The organism is Paenibacillus sp. WLX2291 (genome assembly GCF_046603665.1).
Classification (GTDB): Bacteria; Bacillota; Bacilli; order Paenibacillales; family Paenibacillaceae; genus Saccharibacillus.
The window spans coordinates 152,437-176,442 of sequence record NZ_CP176755.1; the positions used below are offsets into that span (position 1 = coordinate 152,437).

General features: G+C 47.7%; 21 protein-coding genes and 1 tRNA gene. 15 read left to right on the forward strand and 7 right to left on the reverse strand.

The window, feature by feature from the left end:
* Nucleotides 1-88 precede the first annotated feature (88 nt).
* Nucleotides 89-940, reverse strand: coding sequence for an aldo/keto reductase (locus tag ACDE64_RS00675; protein WP_411350197.1), 852 nt, complete (start codon nt 938-940; stop codon nt 89-91).
* A gap of 184 nt (nt 941-1,124) precedes the next feature.
* On the opposite strand from ACDE64_RS00675, the gene ACDE64_RS00680 reads away from it, so the two are divergent.
* The gene (locus ACDE64_RS00680; RefSeq protein WP_411344646.1) at nt 1,125-1,538 is read left to right on the forward strand and encodes a MerR family transcriptional regulator; all 414 of its coding nucleotides are present in this window, start codon (nt 1,125-1,127) and stop codon (nt 1,536-1,538) included.
* A gap of 223 nt (nt 1,539-1,761) precedes the next feature.
* On the opposite strand, the gene ACDE64_RS00685 is transcribed toward ACDE64_RS00680, so the two are convergent.
* The 3 genes from ACDE64_RS00685 to ACDE64_RS00695 form a co-directional block, all read right to left on the reverse strand.
* Nucleotides 1,762-3,033 carry an ABC transporter permease gene (locus ACDE64_RS00685; protein WP_411348653.1) on the reverse strand — a complete coding sequence of 424 codons (1,272 nt, stop codon included), beginning with the start codon at nt 3,031-3,033 and terminating at the stop codon, nt 1,762-1,764.
* Nucleotides 3,017-4,327, reverse strand: coding sequence for an HlyD family secretion protein (locus ACDE64_RS00690; RefSeq protein WP_411348654.1), 1,311 nt, complete (start codon nt 4,325-4,327; stop codon nt 3,017-3,019). The genes ACDE64_RS00685 and ACDE64_RS00690 overlap by 17 nt, the downstream gene beginning before the upstream one ends.
* A 96-nt stretch (nt 4,328-4,423) precedes the next feature.
* Complete coding sequence (locus tag ACDE64_RS00695) at nt 4,424-4,936, reverse strand: MarR family winged helix-turn-helix transcriptional regulator (protein ID WP_411344649.1); 513 nt, start codon at nt 4,934-4,936, stop codon at nt 4,424-4,426.
* A gap of 228 nt (nt 4,937-5,164) precedes the next feature.
* Here ACDE64_RS00695 and ACDE64_RS00700 point away from each other — a divergent pair, with 228 nt between their 5' ends.
* The 8 genes from ACDE64_RS00700 to ACDE64_RS00735 all read left to right on the forward strand — a co-directional run bounded on the left by ACDE64_RS00700 (nt 5,165) and on the right by ACDE64_RS00735 (nt 13,298).
* Entirely contained in the window at nt 5,165-6,112 is a 948-nt protein-coding gene (locus ACDE64_RS00700) for a ribose-phosphate diphosphokinase (RefSeq protein ID WP_411344650.1), read from the forward strand.
* 159 nt (nt 6,113-6,271) lie between these two features.
* Nucleotides 6,272-7,756, forward strand: coding sequence for a tetratricopeptide repeat protein (locus tag ACDE64_RS00705; protein ID WP_411348655.1), 1,485 nt, complete (start codon nt 6,272-6,274; stop codon nt 7,754-7,756).
* A 69-nt stretch (nt 7,757-7,825) separates the two neighbouring features.
* A complete protein-coding gene (trxB, locus tag ACDE64_RS00710; RefSeq protein WP_411348656.1) occupies nt 7,826-8,779 on the forward strand; it encodes a thioredoxin-disulfide reductase in 954 nt (317 codons plus the stop codon).
* A 206-nt stretch (nt 8,780-8,985) separates the two neighbouring features.
* Nucleotides 8,986-9,933, forward strand: a complete 948-nt coding sequence (locus ACDE64_RS00715) for an ROK family glucokinase (RefSeq protein ID WP_411344653.1) — start codon at nt 8,986-8,988, stop codon at nt 9,931-9,933.
* A 101-nt stretch (nt 9,934-10,034) separates the two neighbouring features.
* Complete coding sequence (rapZ, locus tag ACDE64_RS00720) at nt 10,035-10,928, forward strand: RNase adapter RapZ (RefSeq protein WP_411344654.1); 894 nt, start codon at nt 10,035-10,037, stop codon at nt 10,926-10,928.
* 12 nt (nt 10,929-10,940) lie between these two features.
* Nucleotides 10,941-11,933, forward strand: coding sequence for a gluconeogenesis factor YvcK family protein (locus ACDE64_RS00725; protein WP_411344655.1), 993 nt, complete (start codon nt 10,941-10,943; stop codon nt 11,931-11,933).
* Nucleotides 11,934-11,938: 5 nt separating this feature from the next.
* Nucleotides 11,939-12,877 carry a DNA-binding protein WhiA gene (gene whiA, locus ACDE64_RS00730; protein WP_411344656.1) on the forward strand — a complete coding sequence of 313 codons (939 nt, stop codon included), beginning with the start codon at nt 11,939-11,941 and terminating at the stop codon, nt 12,875-12,877.
* A gap of 151 nt (nt 12,878-13,028) precedes the next feature.
* Complete coding sequence (locus ACDE64_RS00735) at nt 13,029-13,298, forward strand: HPr family phosphocarrier protein (protein ID WP_188778021.1); 270 nt, start codon at nt 13,029-13,031, stop codon at nt 13,296-13,298.
* Between the two features lie 103 nt (nt 13,299-13,401).
* Here the strand turns inward: ACDE64_RS00735 and ACDE64_RS00740 are convergent, their stop codons facing one another.
* Nucleotides 13,402-13,929: a stalk domain-containing protein gene (locus tag ACDE64_RS00740; RefSeq protein WP_411348657.1), complete on the reverse strand. Its 528-nt coding sequence runs from the start codon at nt 13,927-13,929 to the stop codon at nt 13,402-13,404.
* Between the two features lie 291 nt (nt 13,930-14,220).
* On the opposite strand from ACDE64_RS00740, the gene ACDE64_RS00745 reads away from it, so the two are divergent.
* The 3 genes from ACDE64_RS00745 (at nt 14,221) to ACDE64_RS00755 (ending at nt 18,932) form a co-directional block, all read left to right on the forward strand.
* The gene (locus ACDE64_RS00745) at nt 14,221-14,976 is read left to right on the forward strand and encodes an SIMPL domain-containing protein (protein WP_411348658.1); all 756 of its coding nucleotides are present in this window, start codon (nt 14,221-14,223) and stop codon (nt 14,974-14,976) included.
* Nucleotides 14,977-15,383: 407 nt separating this feature from the next.
* Entirely contained in the window at nt 15,384-16,559 is a 1,176-nt protein-coding gene (locus ACDE64_RS00750; RefSeq protein ID WP_411348659.1) for a PdaC/SigV domain-containing protein, read from the forward strand.
* Between the two features lie 591 nt (nt 16,560-17,150).
* Nucleotides 17,151-18,932 carry a beta-galactosidase gene (locus tag ACDE64_RS00755; RefSeq protein WP_411348660.1) on the forward strand — a complete coding sequence of 594 codons (1,782 nt, stop codon included), beginning with the start codon at nt 17,151-17,153 and terminating at the stop codon, nt 18,930-18,932.
* Between the two features lie 163 nt (nt 18,933-19,095).
* Here the strand turns inward: ACDE64_RS00755 and clpP are convergent, their stop codons facing one another.
* Complete coding sequence (gene clpP / locus ACDE64_RS00760) at nt 19,096-19,692, reverse strand: ATP-dependent Clp endopeptidase proteolytic subunit ClpP (protein ID WP_411344662.1); 597 nt, start codon at nt 19,690-19,692, stop codon at nt 19,096-19,098.
* A gap of 382 nt (nt 19,693-20,074) precedes the next feature.
* A tRNA-Arg gene (locus ACDE64_RS00765) sits at nt 20,075-20,149 on the reverse strand.
* A 245-nt stretch (nt 20,150-20,394) separates the two neighbouring features.
* On the opposite strand from ACDE64_RS00765, the gene ACDE64_RS00770 reads away from it, so the two are divergent.
* The 3 genes from ACDE64_RS00770 to ACDE64_RS00780 all read left to right on the forward strand — a co-directional run bounded on the left by ACDE64_RS00770 (nt 20,395) and on the right by ACDE64_RS00780 (nt 23,964).
* Nucleotides 20,395-21,423, forward strand: a complete 1,029-nt coding sequence (locus tag ACDE64_RS00770) for a sugar-binding transcriptional regulator (protein ID WP_411344663.1) — start codon at nt 20,395-20,397, stop codon at nt 21,421-21,423.
* Nucleotides 21,424-21,630: 207 nt separating this feature from the next.
* Nucleotides 21,631-22,635, forward strand: coding sequence for a type I glyceraldehyde-3-phosphate dehydrogenase (gene gap / locus ACDE64_RS00775; protein WP_411344664.1), 1,005 nt, complete (start codon nt 21,631-21,633; stop codon nt 22,633-22,635).
* 147 nt (nt 22,636-22,782) lie between these two features.
* Nucleotides 22,783-23,964, forward strand: coding sequence for a phosphoglycerate kinase (locus ACDE64_RS00780; protein WP_411348661.1), 1,182 nt, complete (start codon nt 22,783-22,785; stop codon nt 23,962-23,964).
* Nucleotides 23,965-24,006 lie beyond the last annotated feature (42 nt).

A 24,006-nucleotide genomic window follows, 5' to 3' on the forward strand; every position in this document is an offset into this window, starting at 1 on the left:
TATCAGTAAAATAAAGGACAAGCGCAGGCATATGCCATGCGCTTGTCCTTTTTGCGATGTATGAGATTCATTTGGTACGCATATACCGTTACAGTTCGACCTTCCAGTTGCCCATCATCTTGGCCACTTCTGGGTCCTGATGATTCAGGAATAAGCTTGCTCCCATATCCAGTGCGGCGATTTGTTGCAGATCATCGGTACTCAATTCAAAATCGAAGATATCGATATTTGCGATAATCCGCTCCTTGCTGACTGACTTAGGAATTACAACGATATGACGCTGCACCAACCAGCGCAATACTACTTGCGCGATAGACTTATTGTACTTGTGACCGATAGCTGCCAGCACTTCATTGCTAAATAAATCATTTCTACCTTCGGCAAATGGTCCCCACGATTGATGCTGGACGCCCTGTGCCTGCATGAACGCCAGATTGTCATCCTGCTGATAAAATGGATGCGTTTCGACCTGATTCACAGCGGGAGCCACCTGATTATGAACGATCAGATCCATTAACCGTTCTGGAGAGAAATTGCTAACGCCGATCGATTTGATCTTGCCAGCATGATACAGCTCCTCCATCGCACGCCATGCGCCATAATAATCACCAAACGGCTGATGGATTAGATACAGATCAATATAGTCCAGTTGCAGCTTGTTCAGCGACTTGGCAAAAGCGAGCTTGGCACGCTCGTAATCCGCATCCTGCACCCATAGCTTGGTCGTAATAAACAATTCCTCACGCGGAATACCGCTGCGCCGAATCGCTCGTCCCACCGCTTCTTCATTCATATAACCGGCAGCTGTATCGATCAGGCGATAGCCCGCCATCAGCGCATCGTATACCGCATTCTCGCATTGCTCTGCATCTGGAATCTGGTATACACCAAAACCGATAATCGGCATCTGTACACCGTTGTTCAACGTTACTGTCTGCATCATGTATTCCTCCTGAGATTATATAATGGGATTGGCAAATGGCGGCATTGGCATGCCTGCACAGAATGTACAATTCAGGGATGTTGTTTGCAGCGCATTTGCTTTACACTAAGCCTAGCGCCTTCGTGTTACACGAAGTCAAGACATTTTGCGATAAAAGATGTTGAAGGAGGATGATGGAGCTATGTATACGGTCAAAGAAGCTGCATTGATGACGGGGCTGACACAGCATGCTGTACGTTTTTATACTGATAAAGAATTGGTGCCTAGCGTCCAGCGGGATGCCAACAATATCCGTCTGTTTGACGAGGATTCGATTAACTGGCTGTATGGTATCAAATGTCTCAAGCAATCCGGTATGCCGATTGAAATGATCAAAGTGTATGTCGATCTCTGTCTGGAAGGCGATTCCACAATTGCGCAGCGCTACGAGATGATGATGAAGTACAAGGAAGCCGCACTGGTTCAACTGGAAGAAGCCAAACAACGCGTCGCCCATCTGGAGCAAAAAGCGATCCAATATCAAGCTATTCTGGAACAGCGAATGCCAGATATGACCAACCCCGGCAATTGGCGCACCATTCGGCAGGATGCCTGAATCTGCATAATATAGCTATACCAAGTCCAGCGCTCAAATTGGACTGCACAACAAAAAAGAACAATACGATGCGCCGCGGTCATTGTCCGCAAACGCATAGATTGTTCTTTTTTACTTCTATTGCGTGAATAGATGTTCCATCTTAAAGGGTACCTAGTTCATTGTGCATCCTATCGCGCATTCCCTAATACACCTAATATAGCCGCGCACGCTCAAGTCAGCATTAGCTAGGATTCGGCGTGGTTGTACCGGAATTGGCACCAGTCGCCGGAGCAGTCTTGGTGATTCTGATGCCATCGACCGTTTCGGTTGTGATGACCGTTTCGGTAGAATCTACGGCATCGGTATGCAATCCGCCTTCTTTTTCCGCTTTGCGAATTTTTCGCATTTCGTTCAACATCAGTAGGAAAATGATGAACAGGAAGCTAGTAATCAGAATCAGGAATCCGCCAATCTCCTGTCCAAAATATTTCAGATCGCCGCCACGGAAACCAAGTCCGCGCAGAAATTTGAAATGCCAAGACAGTGGCAATACATGACTGACATTTTGCAAAATCGGAGGCAGCAGCGCGACAGGAATCTGTGCGCCGCTCAAAATAAACGACGGCAGCAGGATCATCGTGATCCGCCCAGCTGCTCGTGCCGGATTGGAAGCACTCCAACCGACCAGCATACATAGTAATGACAGCGCAATGGTGTACATTAAGAACGGAATCCACAGTTCATACACATTCACTTCAAACCGCAGCCCGCCGATCTGTTTGAGACAGCCCATAACGAGATACATCGAAATGGTCGCAATGACAGAGTACGGAACAACGCGCAGTACTAGACTGAGTGGGCGACGGAGAGCATCCGCCAGCACACCTTGTTCGCGCATCCGAGGAACGATGCCAAGTGTCGCACCACCCAAGATGGACAGGAACACCGTATTCAGAAAACCGATCACGGAACTCATCAGCGTATTGTTGGTCGGGTTGTACAGCAAGCGCGTTTGCAGACTGAGTCCTGTTGTAAAGTTAGCAGCCTGCGCCGAGCTAACACCGAGCGCAACCAGTTTACCAGCGGCGACACTAGAATTTTCTGCATTGATCACTTCAGTTACCCCGTTACGCAGATACGTAGTGGCTGTTGCTAGCGCGGTATCGACATACAAACCAATATTGACTTGACCACCTTGGGCATGTGATTTTTCTAACCCGGCGGGCAAGTAAATGACGCCAAAATAATCTTCATTATACAGGAAGCTGTTCGGCTCCATGTAGTTGTACGTAATGTACTTGATATTAATATACTGATCGGCATCCAGCTTCTCGATGAGCTGCTGGCTATAATCGCTATGATCCATATCGACAACGGCGACCGGTGCTTCATTCAGCTGGTTGTTTTTAAATACATAGCCGAACGCCGAGGAGATGATCAGCGGCGCAATGAGCATGATCCAGATAAATTTGCCGTTCAGGATTAGTTTGATTTCATCAATTAGTGCTTTCATCGGTCGGAACCTCCACCGTCATTCCCGGCAGCAGGTCAGATGTACGCTTCACATCCACACGCACGATAAATGAAGTCGTATCCGCCTGTCCTTTTTCGCGGCTCATCCGTAGAGCAGCGTATTGCGGCGCGGAAGTGATATAACGAACGGTACCCTGTACGTCTTTGCCAAGAGAGATTACATTGGTGCTAACTTTGGCACCGGCTTGGAAGTTCTTGATGTTCTCTTCGCCAACGTACAGATCGTAGTACATTTTGCCAGTTTCGATTACGACTACCGGTGTACCGGCAGATACGTTCTCGCCTGCTTTCGGTACAACGCGAGTGACTTTGCCGTCAGCGGAAGCGGTCAGTACGCGACGACCTTTTTGTACATTCAGATTATCCAGATTGATTTGCAACGCGTCTTGTTGCTTTTTCAGCAGGTCGATATTGTATTTGCCATTGGAGATATCTTCTTGACCTTGCTCGATTTGTTTCAGTCCTTGTTGTGCTTGATCGACTTGAACTTGAGCTGCACTGCGGTCTTCAGAGGTGGCACCGTTTTGCAGCTTTTCGAGTGCTGTTTCTTGCGCTCGCACCTGATTCCCAGCAACCTCGACTTGCTTCTGAGCGCTAACCAGTTGATCCTGTGTGCTTTGCAGTTGCTTTTGGGCGGTATCCAGCGCGTTTTGCGCGGTATCCAGACTTGCTTGTGTTGCCAGACCGTTGTCAAATAGCGACTTGGTACGATCATAGCTAGTTTGGGCATAATCAACGGCTTGTTGCGCGGTAGCGACGCCCGTTTGAGCAGCATTAACACCGTTATTAGCAACTTCGACCGATTTTTTGGCGGAGTCGACGGCGATCTCCTGACTTTGAATATCTTCGGGGCGTGCGCCTGTCAGCACTTTTTGCTGTGCGACTTTGGCAGCTTCGATACTCAGCTGAGCGTTGGCTTTCTGTTCAGCCAGTTTGTGCGATTGGCTGGTCAGTTCGCTTTGTGCCTGAGCGATCTGTACATCGATCTGGGACATTTGTTCTTTGACGTTTTTGATTTGCAGGTTGATGTCCTGTGTATCCAGCGTCATCAGCACCTGTCCTTTTTTAACCTGATCTTCTTCTTTGACCTTAACAGACGTGATCTTACCGGCTTGTCCTTCAAAGGAGCTGTTAACGGTATCAATCGTCAATACGCCTTCCTTTTTGAGGGCAGCCATCGAAACGGCGTCCTTACCGTGCATCATCAGTAGTGTGCCGCCTACGCCGAGCGCGACAATGAGTACGACGATGGGAATGAGTTTTACAATTTTCACTGGGGTTTGCTCTCCTGTCTGTATAAAATCTAAGGTAAAATTTGAAACGTTAGTCACCAAATAGTTCGGCGCCGTACAATTAGACCGAAAAAAAGCCTATTCCGGCTTGGTTTCCTCAATGCCTGTGCGAATTTTGTGCAGTAGACCTTTGAGCAATACACGTTCTTCAGTCGTGAGTTTCGTCATAATGCCGGATACCAGATCGGCGTAAGCGGGCATAATCTTCATCAGCAATGCTTCGCCCTGTTCCGTCAGATGGATCGTCGTCATGCGGCGATCTTCATGAGCACCACGGCGGATCAGTCCATCCTTTTCCAAACCGTTAATCAATCCGGTCATCGTAGAGCGGGTGACACCTGCGGATTTTGCCATTTCGGACGGCAACAACGGATGTTTGCGCAGCAGCAGAGAAGCAAGAATGCGTACCTTGCCCTGAGACAATCCATTTTCAGTCAGTAAAGAAGCCGACTGGTTATACAGATCATGCGATGTGCGGATCAGCAAAAAGGATGTCAGCAGACAATCCATATCCATATTAGGAAACAATGGCGCCAGCTCCTGCAAGCGATCCATCTTATAATCCATATCCGATAATTCTATTTTCGGCATGTGACTCACCTTTCTTTAGTTCTTCATGAAGAGTATTGTACGGCGCCTAACTACTTTTCGTCAAGAAAAAGATATGAAACTTTCAACACATCTTTTGTAAATGGTACATTTTGTGTGATGTATAGCATGTATGTTCCATATCAATTTTCAGTCAGAATTGTCTTTGATATACGAACGTGGCGCGATACAATAGGATAAAAGCAAGTTGTCCCATTCACAGGAGGATATATGAAAGAAAAGATGCGAATTTTCTCGGGTTCTTCAAGCCCAGAGCTGGCAGCTACCATTGCCGAACGTCTCGGACTGTCGCTGGGCAAAATCAAGCTGTCCCAGTTTAAAAGTGGCGAAACGTATGTACACTATGAAGAAACGATTCGGAATATGGACGTATTCCTCGTCCAATCTCTATCTCATCCTATCAATGAGCTGTTCGTTGAGCTGCTCGTTATGATCGACGCTGCCAAGCGGGCATCCGCGCGTACGATCAATATTATTGTTCCGTATTATGGTTATGCCCGTCAGGAGCGTAAATCTGCACCACGCGAACCTATTTCTGCCAAAATGGTTGCTGATGTGCTGACTACAGTTGGTGCTGACCGGGTAATTACTATTGATCTCCATGCTTCAGCAATTCAAGGCTTCTTCAATATACCGGTCGATCATCTGACTGCACTGGATTTGATCAGCGATTATTTGCGTAATCAGTCGATCACGGATGCTGTAGTTGTATCACCGGATGCCGGTCGTGCGTATACTGCGGAAAAGTTGGCGAACCGTCTAGATGTCCCTTTTGCGATGATGATCAAAAAACGTCCTGCGCATAACGAGTCTGTCATCACCCATGTGATCGGCGATGTCGAAGGCAGAACACCGATCATTATCGAAGATTTAATTGATACGGGAACGACGATTGTCAACGTCATTGAGAGTTTGAAGGAACGTGGGGCGAATGACGCAATCGTTTGCGCAACGCATGGTCTGTTCTCAGGTGAGGCGCTGAAGCGATTGGATCATCCAGCGATTCGCGAACTAGTGGTGACAGATTCGATTCAATTGCCGCCCGGTCATCTTGACCGATTGACAGTATTATCGGTTGCCCCGATGCTGGCTCATGCGGTTCGCATTATTATGGAAGGCGGTTCGATCGCCACCATGTTCAGCGACGCGGGTATCTGATATGGCAGATGATCGTTTTTCGCACCCGCCATTTACAAACATTTCCTTTGTCATTATGCCTTTAGCGTGTGCAGAGGATATGGTATACTAACCGCTACTGATTATATTTTGATGAAGTCATGTGCAAGTGTGAAGCAATAAAGGAGGTGCCTTGATTCGGTGAATGAACATACGCGAAATGTGGAAGAGGCGGAACGGAACGTAATTAAGCTCAGACTGGATGCCAATTTCTTCTTTGAGCGGGCTGTGCGCTCATTGGACCGTTATCGTTATGACAAGGCATTGAAATATTTTCAAAAAGCTGTGGAATATGAACCTGAGAATCCGGTGAATCATTGCAATATGGCAGGGATTCTGTCGGAAATGGGGAATTATGCAGCTTCCAATCAAGTGCTAGAACAGATTCTGAATGAAGTCGACCCGATGATGGTCGAGTGTCATTTTTATATGGCGAATAATTATGCCAATATGGAGCAATTTGCCGAAGCGGAGCAGCAGCTGCTGATCTATAGGAGTGAAGATCGCGGCGGTCCTTTTGCAAGTGAAGCGGAGGAATTGATGGAGCTGATTCATCATGAACTGGCTCGCAGTGGACAGCAGCATCAAGTAGCTGTGCAGGAGCAGCAAGTACAGTCTGACCCGGATGAACTGCATGACGAAGCGCGTGATTTGTTAGCAACGGGACAACTGGAGCAGGCATGCGATGTACTGCGGCAGGTGTTAGCGCAGCAGCCGGAACATGATGCCGCTCGTAACAATCTTGCGGTGACATTGCAGCACCTCGGACAATTGTCGCAGGCAGCAGAGCAGATTGAGTATATTTTGGAACGTGATTCTTCCAATCTGCATGCGCTCTGCAATCGGGCAAGTCTGATGCAGCAGCTGGGAGAGTATGATCAGCTGCAAGCGCAGATTGTAACGCTGCGTCAATTGCGTCCGATGCATCAGGAGCATCTGATGAAGCTGGCAATTACGATGGCGATGCTGGGTGAGCATGATATGGCGTATCGGCATTTTCGCCGGTTACTGCATCAACAGCCGCTGCGACAGCATCAGGAGCTGTACCATTATATGGCGGCAGCTGCGTGTTATGTGGGTAAATATGAGCAGGCTGAGCAAATCTGGCGCAATATGCTACGGTTTGCGCCGGAAGCGGACATACCTGCCTTTTACCTGAATCATCTGGATGCATTAAAGGAAGGGCAGTTGGAGCCTTCATATCGGTATACATTGCCGACAGAGCAGCTGCTGCCCGTCGACAAGCTGATTGACGATCTGGAGTCTGTCCGCGCGTCGCTGCCGATGTGGGATGAACGCTGGCAGCATGTTGTGGACGAGTTCCGCCTTTTATCGTCACGCGCTCATGACAGTCAGGTCGATCATGACGTAGAGGCGTTATGGCTAGAATTCCTCAAACGTTCCTATCCCGAACTGCCTCGTCTGCATCATCCCGAAAGCTGGGCAGCTGCACTGGATTATCTCGTTGCGCGTATTCATCGCCAGCCGTTAACCTATGCAGAAGTGGCACAGCGTTATGGCAGTACAATTTCGCTGACTAGCCGCTATGCTAGAAAGATCAGCCGTCTCTGTCAGGTACAACAGAAAATTCATCCTCTGCATGCCGATCCTACTGGGCAAGTCTAAATTGGTAAACAGAGGCACAATACGTTTAACATATCAATGAGCAAACATTTTCAAGGAGGTTTTCGTTACATGTATAAATCAATTATTATCGGAACAGGTCCTGCCGGTCTGACCGCGGCTATTTATTTGGCTCGCGCTAATATGGAGCCATTGATCATTGAAGGGCTGCAACCCGGCGGTCAATTAACGACTACTACCGAAATAGAAAACTTCCCCGGTTTTACCGATGGCATTATGGGACCGGAATTAATGGATAATATGCGCAAGCAGGCAGAACGCTTTGGCGCCAAGTTCAAATCTAGCTGGGTGGAAAAGGTCGATCTGTCCAAGCGTCCGTTCAAAGTAACCGTTGAAGGTCTGGGCGAACTGGAAACCGAATCCGTAATTATTTCCACTGGTGCATCTGCTAGATACCTCGGCATCCCAGGTGAGCAGGACAATATCGGTCGCGGCGTCAGCACGTGTGCAACGTGTGACGGATTCTTTTTCCGTAACAAAAAGCTGATTGTGATCGGCGGCGGCGACTCTGCGATGGAGGAAGCTAGCTTCCTGACTCGTTTTGCAACCGATGTGACGGTAGTCAATCGTCGTGACGAGCTGCGCGCATCCAAAATTATGCAAGATCGTGCACGCGAGAATCCGAAGATCAACTGGGCACTCAACCGTAAGCCGCTGGAAGTAGTAGCTGGCGACAAAGGTCTGCAAGGACTCAAAGTGCTGAATAACGAGACAGGGCAAGAAGAACTGGTGGAAGCGGATGGTGTATTCGTAGCCATCGGTCACACCCCGAATACCGATTTCTTGGGCGGACAGATTAACACTGATGCTCACGGGTATATCGTGGTTACACCGGGCACAACTGAAACGAATATCCCAGGCGTATTCGCTTGTGGCGACGTACAGGATACGCGCTACCGTCAGGCGATCACCGCAGCAGGAAGTGGCTGTATGGCAGCGATGGACTGCGAGAAGTTCTTGGAAGGAACAATGGTGCACGACTGGAGCGAAGCGCTGGATAAATAAGCATTACACCGTAGGAAGGGGAGCCGTCTAAGGCTCCCTTTTTGCTGGGCTTCTTCAAGACAACAGACCCGCGGGTTTCGCTTGACCTGATGGGGGCATTCGCTTATAGTTGGATACGAACGTTTACATTTGGAAGTAAGCATAAGATACGGACAACATAGACACAGATAAACTTAAATTTTGAGTAGAAAAGGTGGCTCGGTCAAATGTCTGAGAATATTTACGTCGGCGTCGATCTTGGCGGCACTGCCATCAAGGTAGGCATTTGCAATCAGGAAGGAGAACTGCTTCACACCTACGAAGGTCCAACCGAAAAGGAAAAGGGCCCGGAGACGGTTATCGACAACATCGTCAAATACGTACGTTATATCGTCGAGCAGTCTCCTTATGAATGGGAACATGTCGTTGGTGTAGGAGCAGGCGTAGCAGGTTTTACCGATCTGCGCTCCGGAGTGATCCTGTTGGCGCCGAATATCGGATTCCGCGATGTACCGATCCGGGCCATCCTTGAAGACCGTTTAGGCAAAAATATTCGTATTGATAACGATGCCAATGTAGCAGCGCTGGGCGAAGCTTGGAGCGGTGCAGGCAAAGGTGTGATGGACTGCGTATGTTATACGCTTGGCACCGGCGTTGGCGGCGGCATTATTATTAACGGCAAAATTTATCAGGGCTTCTCTGGTCTGGCTGGCGAGATCGGTCATATCTCGGTTGTCCCTGATCTGGAAGCGATTCAATGCGGTTGTGGTAAAACGGGCTGTCTGGAAACCGTTTCTTCAGCAACGGGTATTATTCGGATGGCGGTAGAAGCGGTAGAACGCGGCGATCATACCAGCCTGTCGAGTATCGAGAAGATTACGGCGAAGGATATCTTCGATGCAGCGAAAGAAGGCGACGAAGTGAGTATTCGTATCGTCAACCGTGCTGCTTATTATCTAGGCAAATCGATGGCAGCGATTGCGGCGACACTCAATCCGGAACGCTTTATCATCGGTGGTGGCGTATCCAAGGCTGGCGATATTCTGTTCAATCGGATTCGTGAAGTATTCGCTGAACTGACACCGGAACCACTGCAAAAAGGTGTGGAGATCATTCCTGCCAAACTGGGCAATGATGCTGGTATTGTCGGAGCGGCGGGCTTACTGCTACGCTAACCGGCTTTAAGGAAGCTTGTTCTATGCCGATATAGATGATGATCCATACGTGAATGTAAATAGGACGATATGATGCAATGATACAGAGAGGGGACACAAGCATGAGCGTTAGCGAAAATTCAACTCAGGCCACCATGGTCATTATTACGGGAATGTCCGGCGCAGGCAAAACGATTGCCGTGCAGAGTCTGGAGGATCTGGGTTTCTTCTGCGTGGACAACCTGCCTCCTGTACTGATTCCCAAGTTTGCGGAGCTGATCGAACAGTCCAATGGTAAAATTGGCAAAGTCGCATTGGTGATTGACCTGCGCGGCCGCGAATTTTTCGCTGCCCTCTCCGAATCGTTGAGCTATCTCAAAAACCATGAAACGATTCATACCGAGATTCTGTTCCTTGATGCGGTGGATGCTGTACTCGTTCAGCGTTATAAGGAAAGCCGTCGTCGCCATCCACTGGCACCGGACGGCATGCCGCTGGACGGTATTCGTTTGGAACGCAAAATGTTGGAAGAATTGAAAACATCCGCGACACAAACGATTGATACGAGTAACAGCAAGCCAATCAAGCTAAAAGAAACGATCATTTCACGCTTTTCCCATCTGGAGACGAATCGATTGTCGATTAATATCACCTCGTTTGGCTTCAAATATGGGATTCCAATTGACGCGGATCTGATCTTTGACGTACGTTTTTTGCCGAATCCGCATTATATCGACAGTTTACGTCCACATACCGGTCAGGATAGCGATGTGTACGAATATGTGATGAAATGGCCGGAAACGCAGACGTTTCTGACCAAACTGCTCGATATGCTGCATTTTCTGATTCCTCAATACCGGAATGAAGGCAAAAGTCAGGTCATTATCGGCATCGGCTGTACCGGCGGCAAGCATCGCTCGGTCGCCTTGTCGGAATATCTGGGCCGCATGCTGGGAACGAGTGAGACCGAAACCGTCCGTGTCAGTCATCGAGATGCTGATCGTGATCGGCATTAAGGAGTGAAACCTATGTCCATTTCACAGCCGGGTTTGCCGGTGCTGCGCCCACGCATCGTCGTGATGGGTGGAGGCACCGGATTGTCCGTTATGCTACGCGGCTTGAAAGAAAAACCGCTGGATATTACCGCCATCGTGACGGTTGCCGATGATGGAGGAAGTTCCGGTATTTTGCGAGATGAATTAAAAATGCCGCCTCCCGGTGATATCCGCAACGTGCTGACTGCACTAGCAGATGTTGAGCCATTGCTGTCTGATATGCTGAAGTACCGTTTTCAAAAAGGCGAAGGTCTTGCCGGTCACAGTCTGGGCAACCTGATTCTGGCGGCGATGACCGATATTTCCGGTGATTTTGTTACCGCTGTGCGTGAATTGAGCCGCGTATTTGCCGTTCGTGGCGAAGTGCTGCCAGCTGCTGAGCAGGCAGTGGTGCTGCATGCCGAGATGGAAGACGGCGAGATCGTCACCGGTGAATCCAAAATCCCGGAAGCAGGCAAACGGATCAAACGCATTTTCCTTGAACCGGATCACGTGGAGCCGTTGCCAGAAGCGGTCAGAGCGATTCAACGCGCCGACGCGATTCTGATCGGTCCCGGCAGTCTGTATACGAGCCTGCTGCCGAATCTGCTTGTGCCGAAGCTGGCGGATGCGGTTCTCACCTCCAACGCGCTGCGTCTGTTCATCTGTAATGTGATGACACAGCCCGGTGAGACGGACGGCTACTCGGTAAGCGATCATCTGAATGCCATTTACGAACATGTCGGTCACCGATTGTTCGACTATGTACTCGTCAACAACGAACCGATTCCACGTAAAGTACAGAGAAAATACGCAGAAAAGGGCGCCAAGCCCGTTTTATTGGATCAGCAGGTAGTGGAAGACCTAGGCTACAAAGTGGTAGCGGATAAAATGGTCATGTACGGCACCTATCTTCGCCATGACGCGGAGATGCTGAGCCATCATATTTATGAACAAGTGAAAAAACACATTTTAGCGAAAGGGTGAGTCCATTGTCATTTGCGGCACAAACCAAAAAGGAATTAACGATGGTTGAAGCTGATGACTGCTGTGAATATGCAGAGTTGTCCGCGTTGATCCGGATGAACGGTTCCGTGCAGGTATCCAACAAGAAGATCATATTGGATATTTCCACGGAAAATGCCGCAATTGCAAGAAGGATTTATTCCCTGATCAAAAAGCATTTTGCGGTCCATACCGAACTACTTGTACGCAAAAAAATGCGACTAAAAAAGAATAACGTCTATATCGTGCGGATTCCCGCTGGTGTACAGGAGATTCTAAGTCGGCTGAAGATCGTTTCTGAGGGCTTTATGTTTACGCCCGGCATCAACAAAGAGATGGTTAGAAAAAATTGCTGCAAACGCGCATACTTGCGTGGTGCCTTTATGGCAGGCGGTTCGGTGAACAACCCCGAAGGTTCCTCCTATCATCTGGAGATTGCCTCCATGTATGAAGAGCAATGCCAGGCGCTCGTTGATCTGGCGAATGAATTTCAATTGAATGCACGCTGCATTGAACGTAAAAAAGGCTTTATTTTGTACATCAAGGAAGGCGAGAAGATTATCGAATTCCTTAGCATTATCGGTGCCCATCAGGCGCTGTTCAAATTTGAGGATGTGCGCATCATGCGTGATATGCGCAATTCGGTCAATCGGATCGTCAATTGCGAAACCGCCAATCTCAACAAAACGATTGGTGCTGCTGTGCGTCAGATTGATAATATCCGTCTGCTTCAGCGTCATCTCGGTCTAGAACAGCTACCGGACAAGCTACGCGAAGTCGCCGAAATCCGGCTGGCACATCCCGATATGAACCTGAAGGAAGTAGGCGAAATGCTCAAGGGCGGCGTGAGCAAGTCCGGCGTCAATCACCGTCTGCGCAAGATCGACGAGCTAGCCGATAAAGTACGCGGCGAACATCTCGCTTAAAATATCTATTATGCGTAAGGATGCTTTATTTTTTTCTGCTAAAGCGCGTGTTATAATAATGTAGTATGATGAATAAGTGTCAATATACGAGGCATCAGTGTAGTAAACTTATAAATCGCAATGAATACGTATTGTAGGGGGTAATAATCACATGATCAAACACCCGGTAGTGGTTCGTCTGAAAACGGGATTGCACGCAAGACCTGCGGCACTGTTTGTACAGGAAGCAAATAAATATTCTTCCGAGATTTTCGTGGAGAAGGATGACAAAAAAGTAAATGCTAAGAGTATCATGGGTATCATGAGTCTGGCGATCAGTTCCGGTACTGAAGTATACATCAGCGCTGAAGGTGCGGACGCAGAATCAGCTGTAAACGCTTTAGTTGGTCTGGTTAGCAAAGAAGAACTGGAAAACCAATAAAAAGCCCCTCATGATGTCATGAAGGGCGAAGCCGTCACCGATTAAGGTGGCGGTTTTTTGGTATATTCATTTCGTTAATGATCAGCTTATGGTATGTCTACTTCTATTCGAGAAAGATCCCTTTTTTGGCGAAATTCAGTGTCAGCTGGGAAGCGTTCCATGAACTCTGATATCCAAATCCATCACGCAATACCGAAAATGGTACATACATACGGCCTTTGATAATTTGCGCGCTTGGTCCGTTCCATTGATGATTGTTCAGACGAACCGTGATGCCGGACGCACCGGTAATCATATCGATCTGATCATCATTTTGGAGTAGGGTATATGTTTTGACGGCAGCTTCGTAACGTAGCGTAACACCGATGGAGTCACGTAACAGTACGATCGGAATCATCGTATTTCCATTTACAAGCAAACCGTTTTGTGGAAGGCGGGTGCCGTTCCATTCCAGTTTGACCTCACGCGGTGCTGCCGGTGTGGATGTTGTTGGCGGTGCGGTTGTAGTCGATGATGCCGCTGGCGCAGATGTAGATGCGGCATTCGCTGGTTGTACATTGCAGATTGTACATAACAACAGAATACCTGCCATAAGCAAAATGGAGTTTTGTAGATACTTCGTATTCAACATGGTGACGCTCCCCTCTTTCTGGTATCCCTGACATTCCGTCGTTTATCCGAATCACGGCTTTTGACAACAGCACGGGATGATTTGAAATGGTAAAAATGATGGTGTTTGTCGCGACCAACCGGCAAAATAAATGCTTTCTTCTATCATGAACCCCCTGCGAATCGGTTTCAACCCCCGGACATTCAGCCATCAGGCTCTTCTCTTTTATATACCCCAAATGAGGGGCAAGTGTTGCAACATTCCGCAAATGCCCGGCGTTTACTAAGTACAAACGCGAAAGGGTGAGTGACAATGAAAAGAAAACAATCTCTGGCTTCCATATTGCTGGCAGGTGCATTATTGACAGGTGTGGCGTTAAGCGTAGCGTTGCCAACGACTTCCGTATATGCAGCGGAAACGACTCAGACAGCAAGTGCAACAGGCGTAATCAATGTGAGCGGAAACGGCAAAATCACAGTAAAACCGGATATCGCTTATGTATCGATCGGCGTAGAGACAACGGCTGCAACTGCTGCGAAGGCACAGGCTGAAACTGCTCAGAAAATGAGCAAGCTGAATACGCTGTTGAAAAGTCAGTGGTCGATCCCGCAGGCGGATATTCAGACCGTTCAGTTCTATGTACAGCCTAACTACAATTATAACGACAAAGACGGACAAAAGGTTACAGGCTATACCGCATATCATACGCTGCAAGTCAGCTATCGCGATCTGGATAAACTCGGTCAACTGCTGGATGACGCATCCAAAGCCGGTGCCAACAATCTCGGTTCCGTAAGCTTCGGTATTGAGAATCCACAAACGTATCAAGATCAAGTGATGTCCAAAGCTGTAGCAGATGCAGCTTCCAAAGCAAGTGCGATCGCCAAAGCTGCCAACCGTACATTGGGCGAACTGTTATCCATTAGCGAACAAGGTACAAGCACGCCACCAGTTGTACTTGAAAAAGCAATGGCTGCCAAAAGTGAAAGTGATAGCGCCAGTACATCGATTGAACCGGGAACCGTAGAATTGGATGCTACCCTGAACCTGCAATATGCGATGAAATAAGCAGCAGCATCTTGCTATGAATGCCGCGCGTTGACGGCTTATTTCAAATTTGTAAGAACTTATTTGACCGCTGTGATACGAGTACATTGTATCCGCCCATGATATAACGCATGAACCGGCAAAAAAGTTTGAATATATCAAAAATTATGGATGTATACGGAATTAACGTCCACATCGTTTCAGTATACGCCCTGTTTACCAAACCGGGCATATTCCAAAAATGGAAACTTTCTGTTGGCAGAGTAGAAGACTGGCGGCAGGAAGTTTCTTTACATTTTCCTCACTTTTAACATGGATGACGTGACTATGTTGTCATTCGGTTTTAAGCAGTTTGTAAATTACACCGCATGTAACGGGTTTATACTGATACATGTTGTCATGGACTTACAAAACAGGGAGAGATACTTATGGACAAATGTTACAAGGGCAATACGATGCATCTGCAAAAACTGGCAGCTGTTGTACTGGCGAGCAGTCTGGCTGCTGTGGGAACGGTAGCTGTTCTGCCGGGAACTCCTTCGGTCGCTCAGGCGGCAACAACGGGAGCAAGTACTTCCAAATCCGCCATTCATGTACAGGTGGAAGGCAAAGCTGTCAGTACGCAGGGACTGCTGAGCAAAACTGGCAAAACACTGGTGCCATTAAAAGATGCTGCCAAAGCATTCGGTGCATCCGTTACATATGATGCCAAAACACATCAGGTAACTGTAAAAAAAGACAAAGCCTCTGCCACATACGAAGTGTACAGTGAAACAGGCGATAATGGCGTCTTCGTCAGCTTCAATGGCGGAACGATTGGTGACAGCTACGATGGTCAAGTGATCAAAGGCGTATCGTATGTCGAGATCAAAGCATTGTCTGAGCCGTTTGGTTACCGTGCATTGTGGAACAATTCGACTCACACCGTTAATCTGACACAAGCAGGCATCAACAATGTTACCGTTACACCGACAACATGGAATGCCAAAGCAGGCAATGACTATACAAACATCAACATTGTATATCCAGTCGTCTCTGGTCTGGACAATACCGCTGCACAAACGGCAATCAACAAAGCGCTCAAAGCTCATTTTGACGAATTCCTAGCTGCTGTACAAAAGCAAGCCAAAGAGTTCGGAGCACCAACGAACAAAGACATGAGCTACGAGATTGATGGCGGCTACAAAGTGACCTACAACCAGAACGGCGTGATCAGCTTCCTGCTGACAGATTACCAGTTCCTTGGTGGCGCGCACGGTGATGACATTCTCACAGGTATGACGTTCTCGCTCAAAGACGGCAAGCCAGTCAAACTGGATGATCTGCTCAAATCCAACACCAGCTACCGTCAAGATCTGAAAAAGCTGCTTCAAGCCGATATTCGCAAGCATGCTGACGATATGGGTGTTTCGCTGGAACAGTTCAATGATTTGAGCAAAAGCTCTAGCAAATATCTCGACAATTATTACCTGACCGATAGTGGCTTCAACGTATTTTTCCAAAAATACGATATCGCACCGGGTGCTGCGGGCAATCCTGAATTTGAATTCACGTTCAGCCAGCTGTTGAAATCTGACAGCAATCCGCTGAGTTCATATAAATAACTGCATCACATGATTTCCATTGTCCGTCGTTCGTATTCTTTTTCATAACCTTTCGTGCATCTGCCTGCACGATCATAACATCCTGACTTAGCCTGTCACGCATCTTCGCCAGAAGTGCAGACAGGCTCTTTTTTTGGTTTGCGGTTATCGAATGACGTATAACCAGAACGGTATTGTCAGCTTTCTATTAAGTAATGATCAATTTCTGGGCAATAAATAGGGCGATATTTTGATAGCAAGTATGACTTTTTCACTGCGCAACGGCAATTGGATTCAACTGGACGATATGCTGCCATCCGGCACCAATCCGTTGGCAGCATATAAATAAGCCCGCTTCATCGTATACGATCCGCCTTTTGTATGTGATCTCATCCAACCATCGTGCTATCTGCCTGCTTCATCGGAATACCTATATCCGACCTGTGACGCATTTTCACAATCCAAGTACGTAGAGGTTGTTTTTTTCCTTTGCATATTGTCGGATGATGGTACAATATATGCAGCCAAACGGGTACATAATCTTGCTGCACTTCTTGTCATATACACGGGTACTCCGCCTGTTTGATTCTTAACATAAAGGAGATTGTAGGCATGACACCATTTGATGTACGCAACGGATCATTTGTATGGCAGGAGAAGCCGGTGACGATCATTTCTGGAGCAATGCATTATTTTCGGATCGTACCGGAGTACTGGGAAGATCGACTGCTTCGTTTGAAGGCAGCAGGTTTTAATTGTGTCGAAACGTATATTCCGTGGAATCTGCATGAGCCAGCGCCGGGGCAGTATGATTTTACCGGTATGGCAGATGTGGAAGCGTATATAGAGATTGCTGCACGACTGGAACTGTGGGTGATTGTGCGTCCAAGTCCGTACATCTGTGCAGAGTGGGAGTTTGGCGGCTTGCCCTCGTGGCTGCTCGCTGATCCGGCAATGCGGGTACGGTGCAGTTATCCGGGATATTTACAAGCAGTGGATCGGTATTATGATGAATTGATTCCGCGACTCTTGCCGTATCTGTGCACCAAGGGAGGTCCTGTGCTGGCCGTTCAGGTGGAAAACGAATATGGCAGTTATGGTAATGATACTGCCTATCTGGAACATATTCGCGATGCGCTAATTGAGCGCGGAGTAGATGTTCTATTATTCACATCGGATGGACCGGAGCACGAATTACTCACTGCGGGTCATGTGGACGGTACACTGATGACCGTTAATTTTGGTTCCCAGCCAGAGCAGGCATTTCACAAATTGCGTCAGCATCAGCCGGGGCAGCCAGTGATGTGCATGGAATACTGGAACGGGTGGTTTGACCACTGGGGAGAAGAGCATCATATACGGGATGCAGGCAATGTAGGTGACGAATTGCTTCGTATGCTGCAAGATGGGGCATCCGTTAACTTTTATATGTTTCGTGGGGGAACCAATTTTGGCTTTTACAATGGGGCGAATCATATTCAGACGTATGAGCCGACCATTACGAGCTATGACTATAATGCTTTGCTGAGTGAATCCGGGCAGCTTACGGAAAAATATCATATTGTACGTGACGTGCTGCATACGTATCGCGGGCTGACTCCGCCACCGTTACCAGAACCGATCAAGTCCTATGGATACGGTGAGTTGGAGCTGACTGAGAGTGTAGGATTGTTCAGTGTGCTGGATATACTTTGCCCTAATCCGGTGTACTCGCCGTATCCATTGACGATGGAGGAGCTGGGACAGAGCTACGGATTTGTACTGTATACGACAACGGTGTCTGGTCCACTGCCCAATACGGAGCTGCATATTCAACATGTGCGCGATCGGGCGCAGGTGTATATCGATGGACGATATGCCGGAGTCATTGATCGCTCTGATCCAGATGCACAGTCATTACAACTGGATATTGATGCGCAAGGAGCCAGACTGAGCATTCTGGTGGAAAATATGGGGCGCATTAACTACGGTCCCCATCTGCTGGATCGCAAAGGTATTACCGAAGGCGTGCGGCTAGGCAATCAGTTTCTGCATGAATGGGTGATCTATTCGCTGGATGGAAAATTACCAGAGGGAGCGGAATATACTTCGATATCCTCACCCAATACACTAGGTGTCATGCTGGAAGCGGAAGGCGAGAAGCCAGCCTTTTACCGGACGACGTTTGAAGTGTCGCAGCGCCGGGATACATTTGTGGATATGAAAGGCTGGCAAAAAGGCATCGTCTACATCAATGGATTCAATCTGGGACGATACTGGAATAGGGGACCACAGCGAACGCTGTATATTCCCGCACCGCTATTAGTAGAAGGCACCAATGAGTTGATCGTATTGGAGCTACACGGCTCACATCGTCATCGTGTGATGTTAACCGACGAACCGCTATTAGGTTAACCTGATGTATGAACACGACAATATTGAGGTAGAGCAGGATAGAGCGAGTTAGGAATGTTATAGCCTATAGCTAACAACGATAAGCTCATGAGACTGTACGAAATACGAAAAAAGCTGCAATGGCATGATGCCGTTGCAGCTTTTTGTATGTCCATTTAGCGTATTACACGCCTTGTGGAGGAGTTTTCTCAATGACTTTATCGATCAGACCATATTCAGCAGCATCCGCAGCAGTCATGAAATAGTCACGGTCAGTATCGCGTTCGATACGTTCCAGTGGTTGACCAGTACGATCCGCCAGAATTTGGTTCAGCTTATCGCGCATTTTCAGAATGCGACGCGCACGGATCTCGATGTCCGTTGCTTGACCTTGAGCACCACCGAGTGGTTGGTGAATCATGACCTCACTGTTTGGCAACGCGAAACGTTTACCTTTTGCACCTGCATTCAGCAGGAATGCGCCCATACTTGCAGCCATGCCGACACAGATGGTGGACACGTCCGCTTTGATGAATTGCATTGTATCATAAATTGCCATGCCCGCCGTAATCGAACCGCCTGGGCTATTAATGTACAGATGAATATCTTTTTCTGGGTCTTCGGCTTCCAGGAACAGCATTTGTGCAATAATCGCGTTTGCCACCACATCATTCACTTCAGAACCGAGGAATATGATACGGTCTTTCAACAAACGGGAATAGATATCATAGGCGCGTTCACCGCGGCTGCTCTGTTCAACGACCATTGGGATATAACTCACTAGAAACCCTCCTTAAAATTACGATCATCGTAAATGTTATGAATATAGTGGAATCATAGTCCAAACAATATAAATAATCAATTGTTCTTACCACATTATAGGCCAGTTCAAACTTAAAGTCAAAGAAAGTCAAACTATTGACTGCAAAACTGCCTAATTTGCTGGAAAATGGGTTAATGAAGAAAAGGGCAGCGTTGCAATGTGCTCCTTTTTCCATGGAATGACTGCCATCAACCGCATAGCAGTGTTGTTTTACTAGAAGAATATACAAAAATAACCAGCATCAGCTGGTTAGCAATTCTTTCTATCATCATAATACAGGGTTAACAATTGTTTGTTATAACAGGATAGGAACGAAATATGTATAGTGCTTGAGAGAGAATGGCGCGCCCGCCAAGAATCGAACTTGGATCTCAGGCTTCGGAGGCCTACGTCATATCCATTGGACCACGGGCGCAAATAAAACAACAGCAAGAATGATTATAGAATAGATAGGTTTAAAAAGCAAGCAATCACCCTGTGAAAACTGTAACGTAAACCTGCCATAAATAGTTGTGCAGTAGACTTGATTCCGAGTCGGAAATTGGTTAATATAGTAGTGGGACTTAAAAAGTTATGCCGGGACATTTTGAGTCCATACACCCAACCTGGTTGAAATGAACCAGATTACACTGAGCGAGATAAGTTGCAGGAGTGGAAAGCATGCGAAAATTACTTGAAATACAGAAGCAGCTTCTGCCCGATCTCACCGACGTACTCAAAAAGCGATATGCCATTTTGCATCAGGTCATGCTGACGGGATTGGTCGGACGAAGAGCACTTGCATCGTCTCTGGGCATGACGGAGCGCGTACTGCGCGCCGAAACTGATCTGCTCAAGTCCCAGGGATTACTGGATATTGAGAGTACCGGAATGAAAGTCAGTGAAGCAGGCAGACAACTGCTTGACGAACTGGAACCGATTATGGAAGAATTGCTTGGACTGTCTGCACTGGAGGAACGCATTCGCGATGCCTACGGTTTGCAGCAGGTTGTCATTGTGCCCGGAGATTGCGATGCATCTGCAAGTACGAAGCAGCATCTCGGGCGTGCAGGCGCAAAAGCACTGCTCAGTGTGATGCGAGAAGACGATATTGTAGCAGTTACCGGCGGTTTTACACTGGCTGAAGTTGCTGAGCAACTCAGTCCAACCTTGCCAGCACCGCTCAAACAAGCTTGGTTCGTTCCGGCAAGAGGCGGACTTGGCGAAAATATGGAATACCAGGCGAACTCCATCGTATCGACGATGGCGAAGCGGGTTGGCGCGCAGTACCGGCTACTGCATGTGCCCGATCTGCTACGCAGGGACGCCTATGAATTACTGTACGAGGATGAGAATGTACGTGAGATCGTCGAGTTTATCCGGCGCGCACGCATTATTATTCACGGTATCGGTGATGCTATGGAAATGGTACGCCGCCGCCGACTGGATCCGCAGCTTGTACAGGAAATTCGCAAAGCAGGCGCTGTCGCCGAATCGTTCGGTCACTATTTTAATGAGCAAGGCGAAACGGTCCACCATATGCTGACCCTTGGGTTGCAGCTGGAGGATATCGCCAATGCCGAAGTGGTGATCGGCATCGCTGGCGGCAAGAGCAAGGCACAGTCTATCCATTCTGTACTGAAATTTGGGCAGGAAGATATTCTGGTCATCGACGAAGCTGCTGCTAGGGAGATCGTTAAGGAACTGTAGTTTTTTCTATCTATTGTAGTAAACGAAGTCAGCACCTTTATCCGGCAGCAGCAGGGAACTATTTCCCAACTTCACTTCTAACGTACTAGGCGTTTGCAGTGTCAAACGTAATCACATTTCATGATCATCACTGTCTCGACAGATTCATGCGAATCTTGTCTTGATTGCATAAATTTCATTAAACTTATTTCTGGGAGGAATTCACTCATGGTTAAAGTTGGTATTAACGGTTTTGGACGTATCGGACGTCTGGCATTCCGTCGTATTCAAGACGTAGCAGGTATCGAAGTTGTAGCAATCAACGATCTGACAGACGCAAAAATGCTGGCACATCTTTTGAAATATGATACTACTCAAGGTAAATTCAACGGCGAAGTTGAAGTACATGATGGTTTCTTCAAAGTAAACGGTAAAGAAGTGAAAGTTCTGGCTAACCGTAACCCTGAAGAACTGCCATGGGGCGACTTGGGCGTAGATATCGTTCTGGAATGTACTGGTTTCTTCACAACCAAAGAAAGTGCTGAGCTTCACCTGAAAGCTGGCGCAAAACGTGTTGTTATCTCCGCTCCAGCAACTGGCGACATGAAAACAATCGTTTACAACGTAAACCACGAAATTCTGGATGGTACAGAAACAGTTATCTCCGGCGCATCTTGCACAACAAACTGCCTGGCACCTATGGCAAAAACGCTGCAAGACAAATTCGGCGTTGTTGAAGGTCTGATGACTACAATCCACGCTTACACTGGCGACCAAAACACACTGGATGCTCCACATGCAAAAGGTGACTTCCGTCGTGCTCGTGCAGCGGCTGAGAACATCATCCCTAACACAACTGGTGCTGCAAAAGCAATCGGTCTGGTTATCCCTGAACTGAAAGGTAAACTGGATGGCGGTGCACAACGTGTTCCTGTAGCAACTGGTTCCCTGACTGAGCTGGTAACAGTTCTGGAGAAAAACGTAACTGTTGAAGAAATCAACGCAGCAATGAAAGAAGCTTCCGATCCAGAAACTTACGGTTACACTGAAGACGAAATCGTATCTTCTGACATTAAAGGTATGACTTTCGGTTCCCTGTTCGATGCGACGCAAACTCGCGTTCTGACAGTTGGCGACAAACAGCTGGTTAAAACGGTAGCTTGGTACGACAACGAAATGTCCTACACAGCTCAATTGGTTCGTACGCTTGAGTTCTTCGCGAACAAAGGCTAATACTGGCCATACGCTGAAATAAATATTAATTCCATAAAGCGGAAACAGATCCTATTTGTTTCCGCTTTTTCTAAGTTACGTGCTGTACATACGTGCAGCCGGTTCCGATTTGGTAAAGCTTAAAATTACGGGCATGGAGGTAAGACAATGAACAAAAAAAGTGTGCGTGATGTAGAAGTAGCTGGCAAAGTGGTATTCGTACGTGTGGATTTCAACGTACCGATGGAAGATGGCAAAATCACGGATGACAAACGTATCCGCGAAACGCTGCCGACCATTAACTACCTGATCGAAAAAGGCGCAAAAGTTCTGCTTGCAAGCCATCTGGGTCGTCCAAAAGGTGAAGTAGTAGAGTCCATGAGACTGACTGCACCAGCGGAACGTCTGTCCCAACTGCTGGGCAAACCGGTAGCCAAAGCAGACGAATCGATTGGCGATGCAGTAAAAGCTCAAATCGCTGAACTGAAAGACGGCGATGTACTTGTATTGGAAAACGTTCGTTTCCATGCAGGCGAAGAGAAAAATGATCCAGAACTGGCAAAAGCATTTGCTGAGCTGGCTGATCTGTTCGTGAACGACGCATTTGGCGCGGCTCACCGTGCACATGCTTCGACAGAAGGTATCGCTCATCACCTGCCAGCAGTAGCTGGTCTGCTGATGGAGAAAGAATTGGATGTACTGGGTAAAGCCCTGAACAATCCAGAGCGTCCTTTCACGGCAATCGTTGGTGGTTCCAAAGTAAAAGACAAAATCGATGTAATCGACAACCTGCTGAACCTGGCAGACAACGTAATCATCGGTGGCGGTCTGTCCTACACATTCATGAAAGCGCAAGGTCATGAAGTAGGTCAATCCCTGCTGGACGAGAGCAAACTGGATGTAGCATTGGGCTTTATTGAAAAGGCAAAACAACTGGGCAAAAACTTCTACCTGCCAGTAGATATCGTAATCTCTGACGATTTCAGCGCGGATGCAAACACGCAAATCGTTGAAGTTGGCGACATCCCGGCAGACTGGGAAGGTATCGATATCGGTCCAAAAACACGTGAGATCTACGCTGACGTGATCAAAAACTCCAAACTGGTTGTTTGGAACGGACCAATGGGCGTATTCGAAATCGAACCGTTCTCCCACGGTACTCGTGCAGTAGCAGAAGCTTGCGCAACAACTGACGCTTACACCGTAATCGGTGGCGGTGACTCCGCAGCAGCAGCTGAGAAGTTCCACCTGGCTGACAAAATGGATCACATCTCTACAGGCGGCGGCGCTTCCCTGGAGTTCATGGAAGGTAAAGCACTTCCTGGCGTTGTGGCACTTAACGATAAATAAGTTTACAATATAGGCAGTATGGAATAGAAGGAGTGATACAGC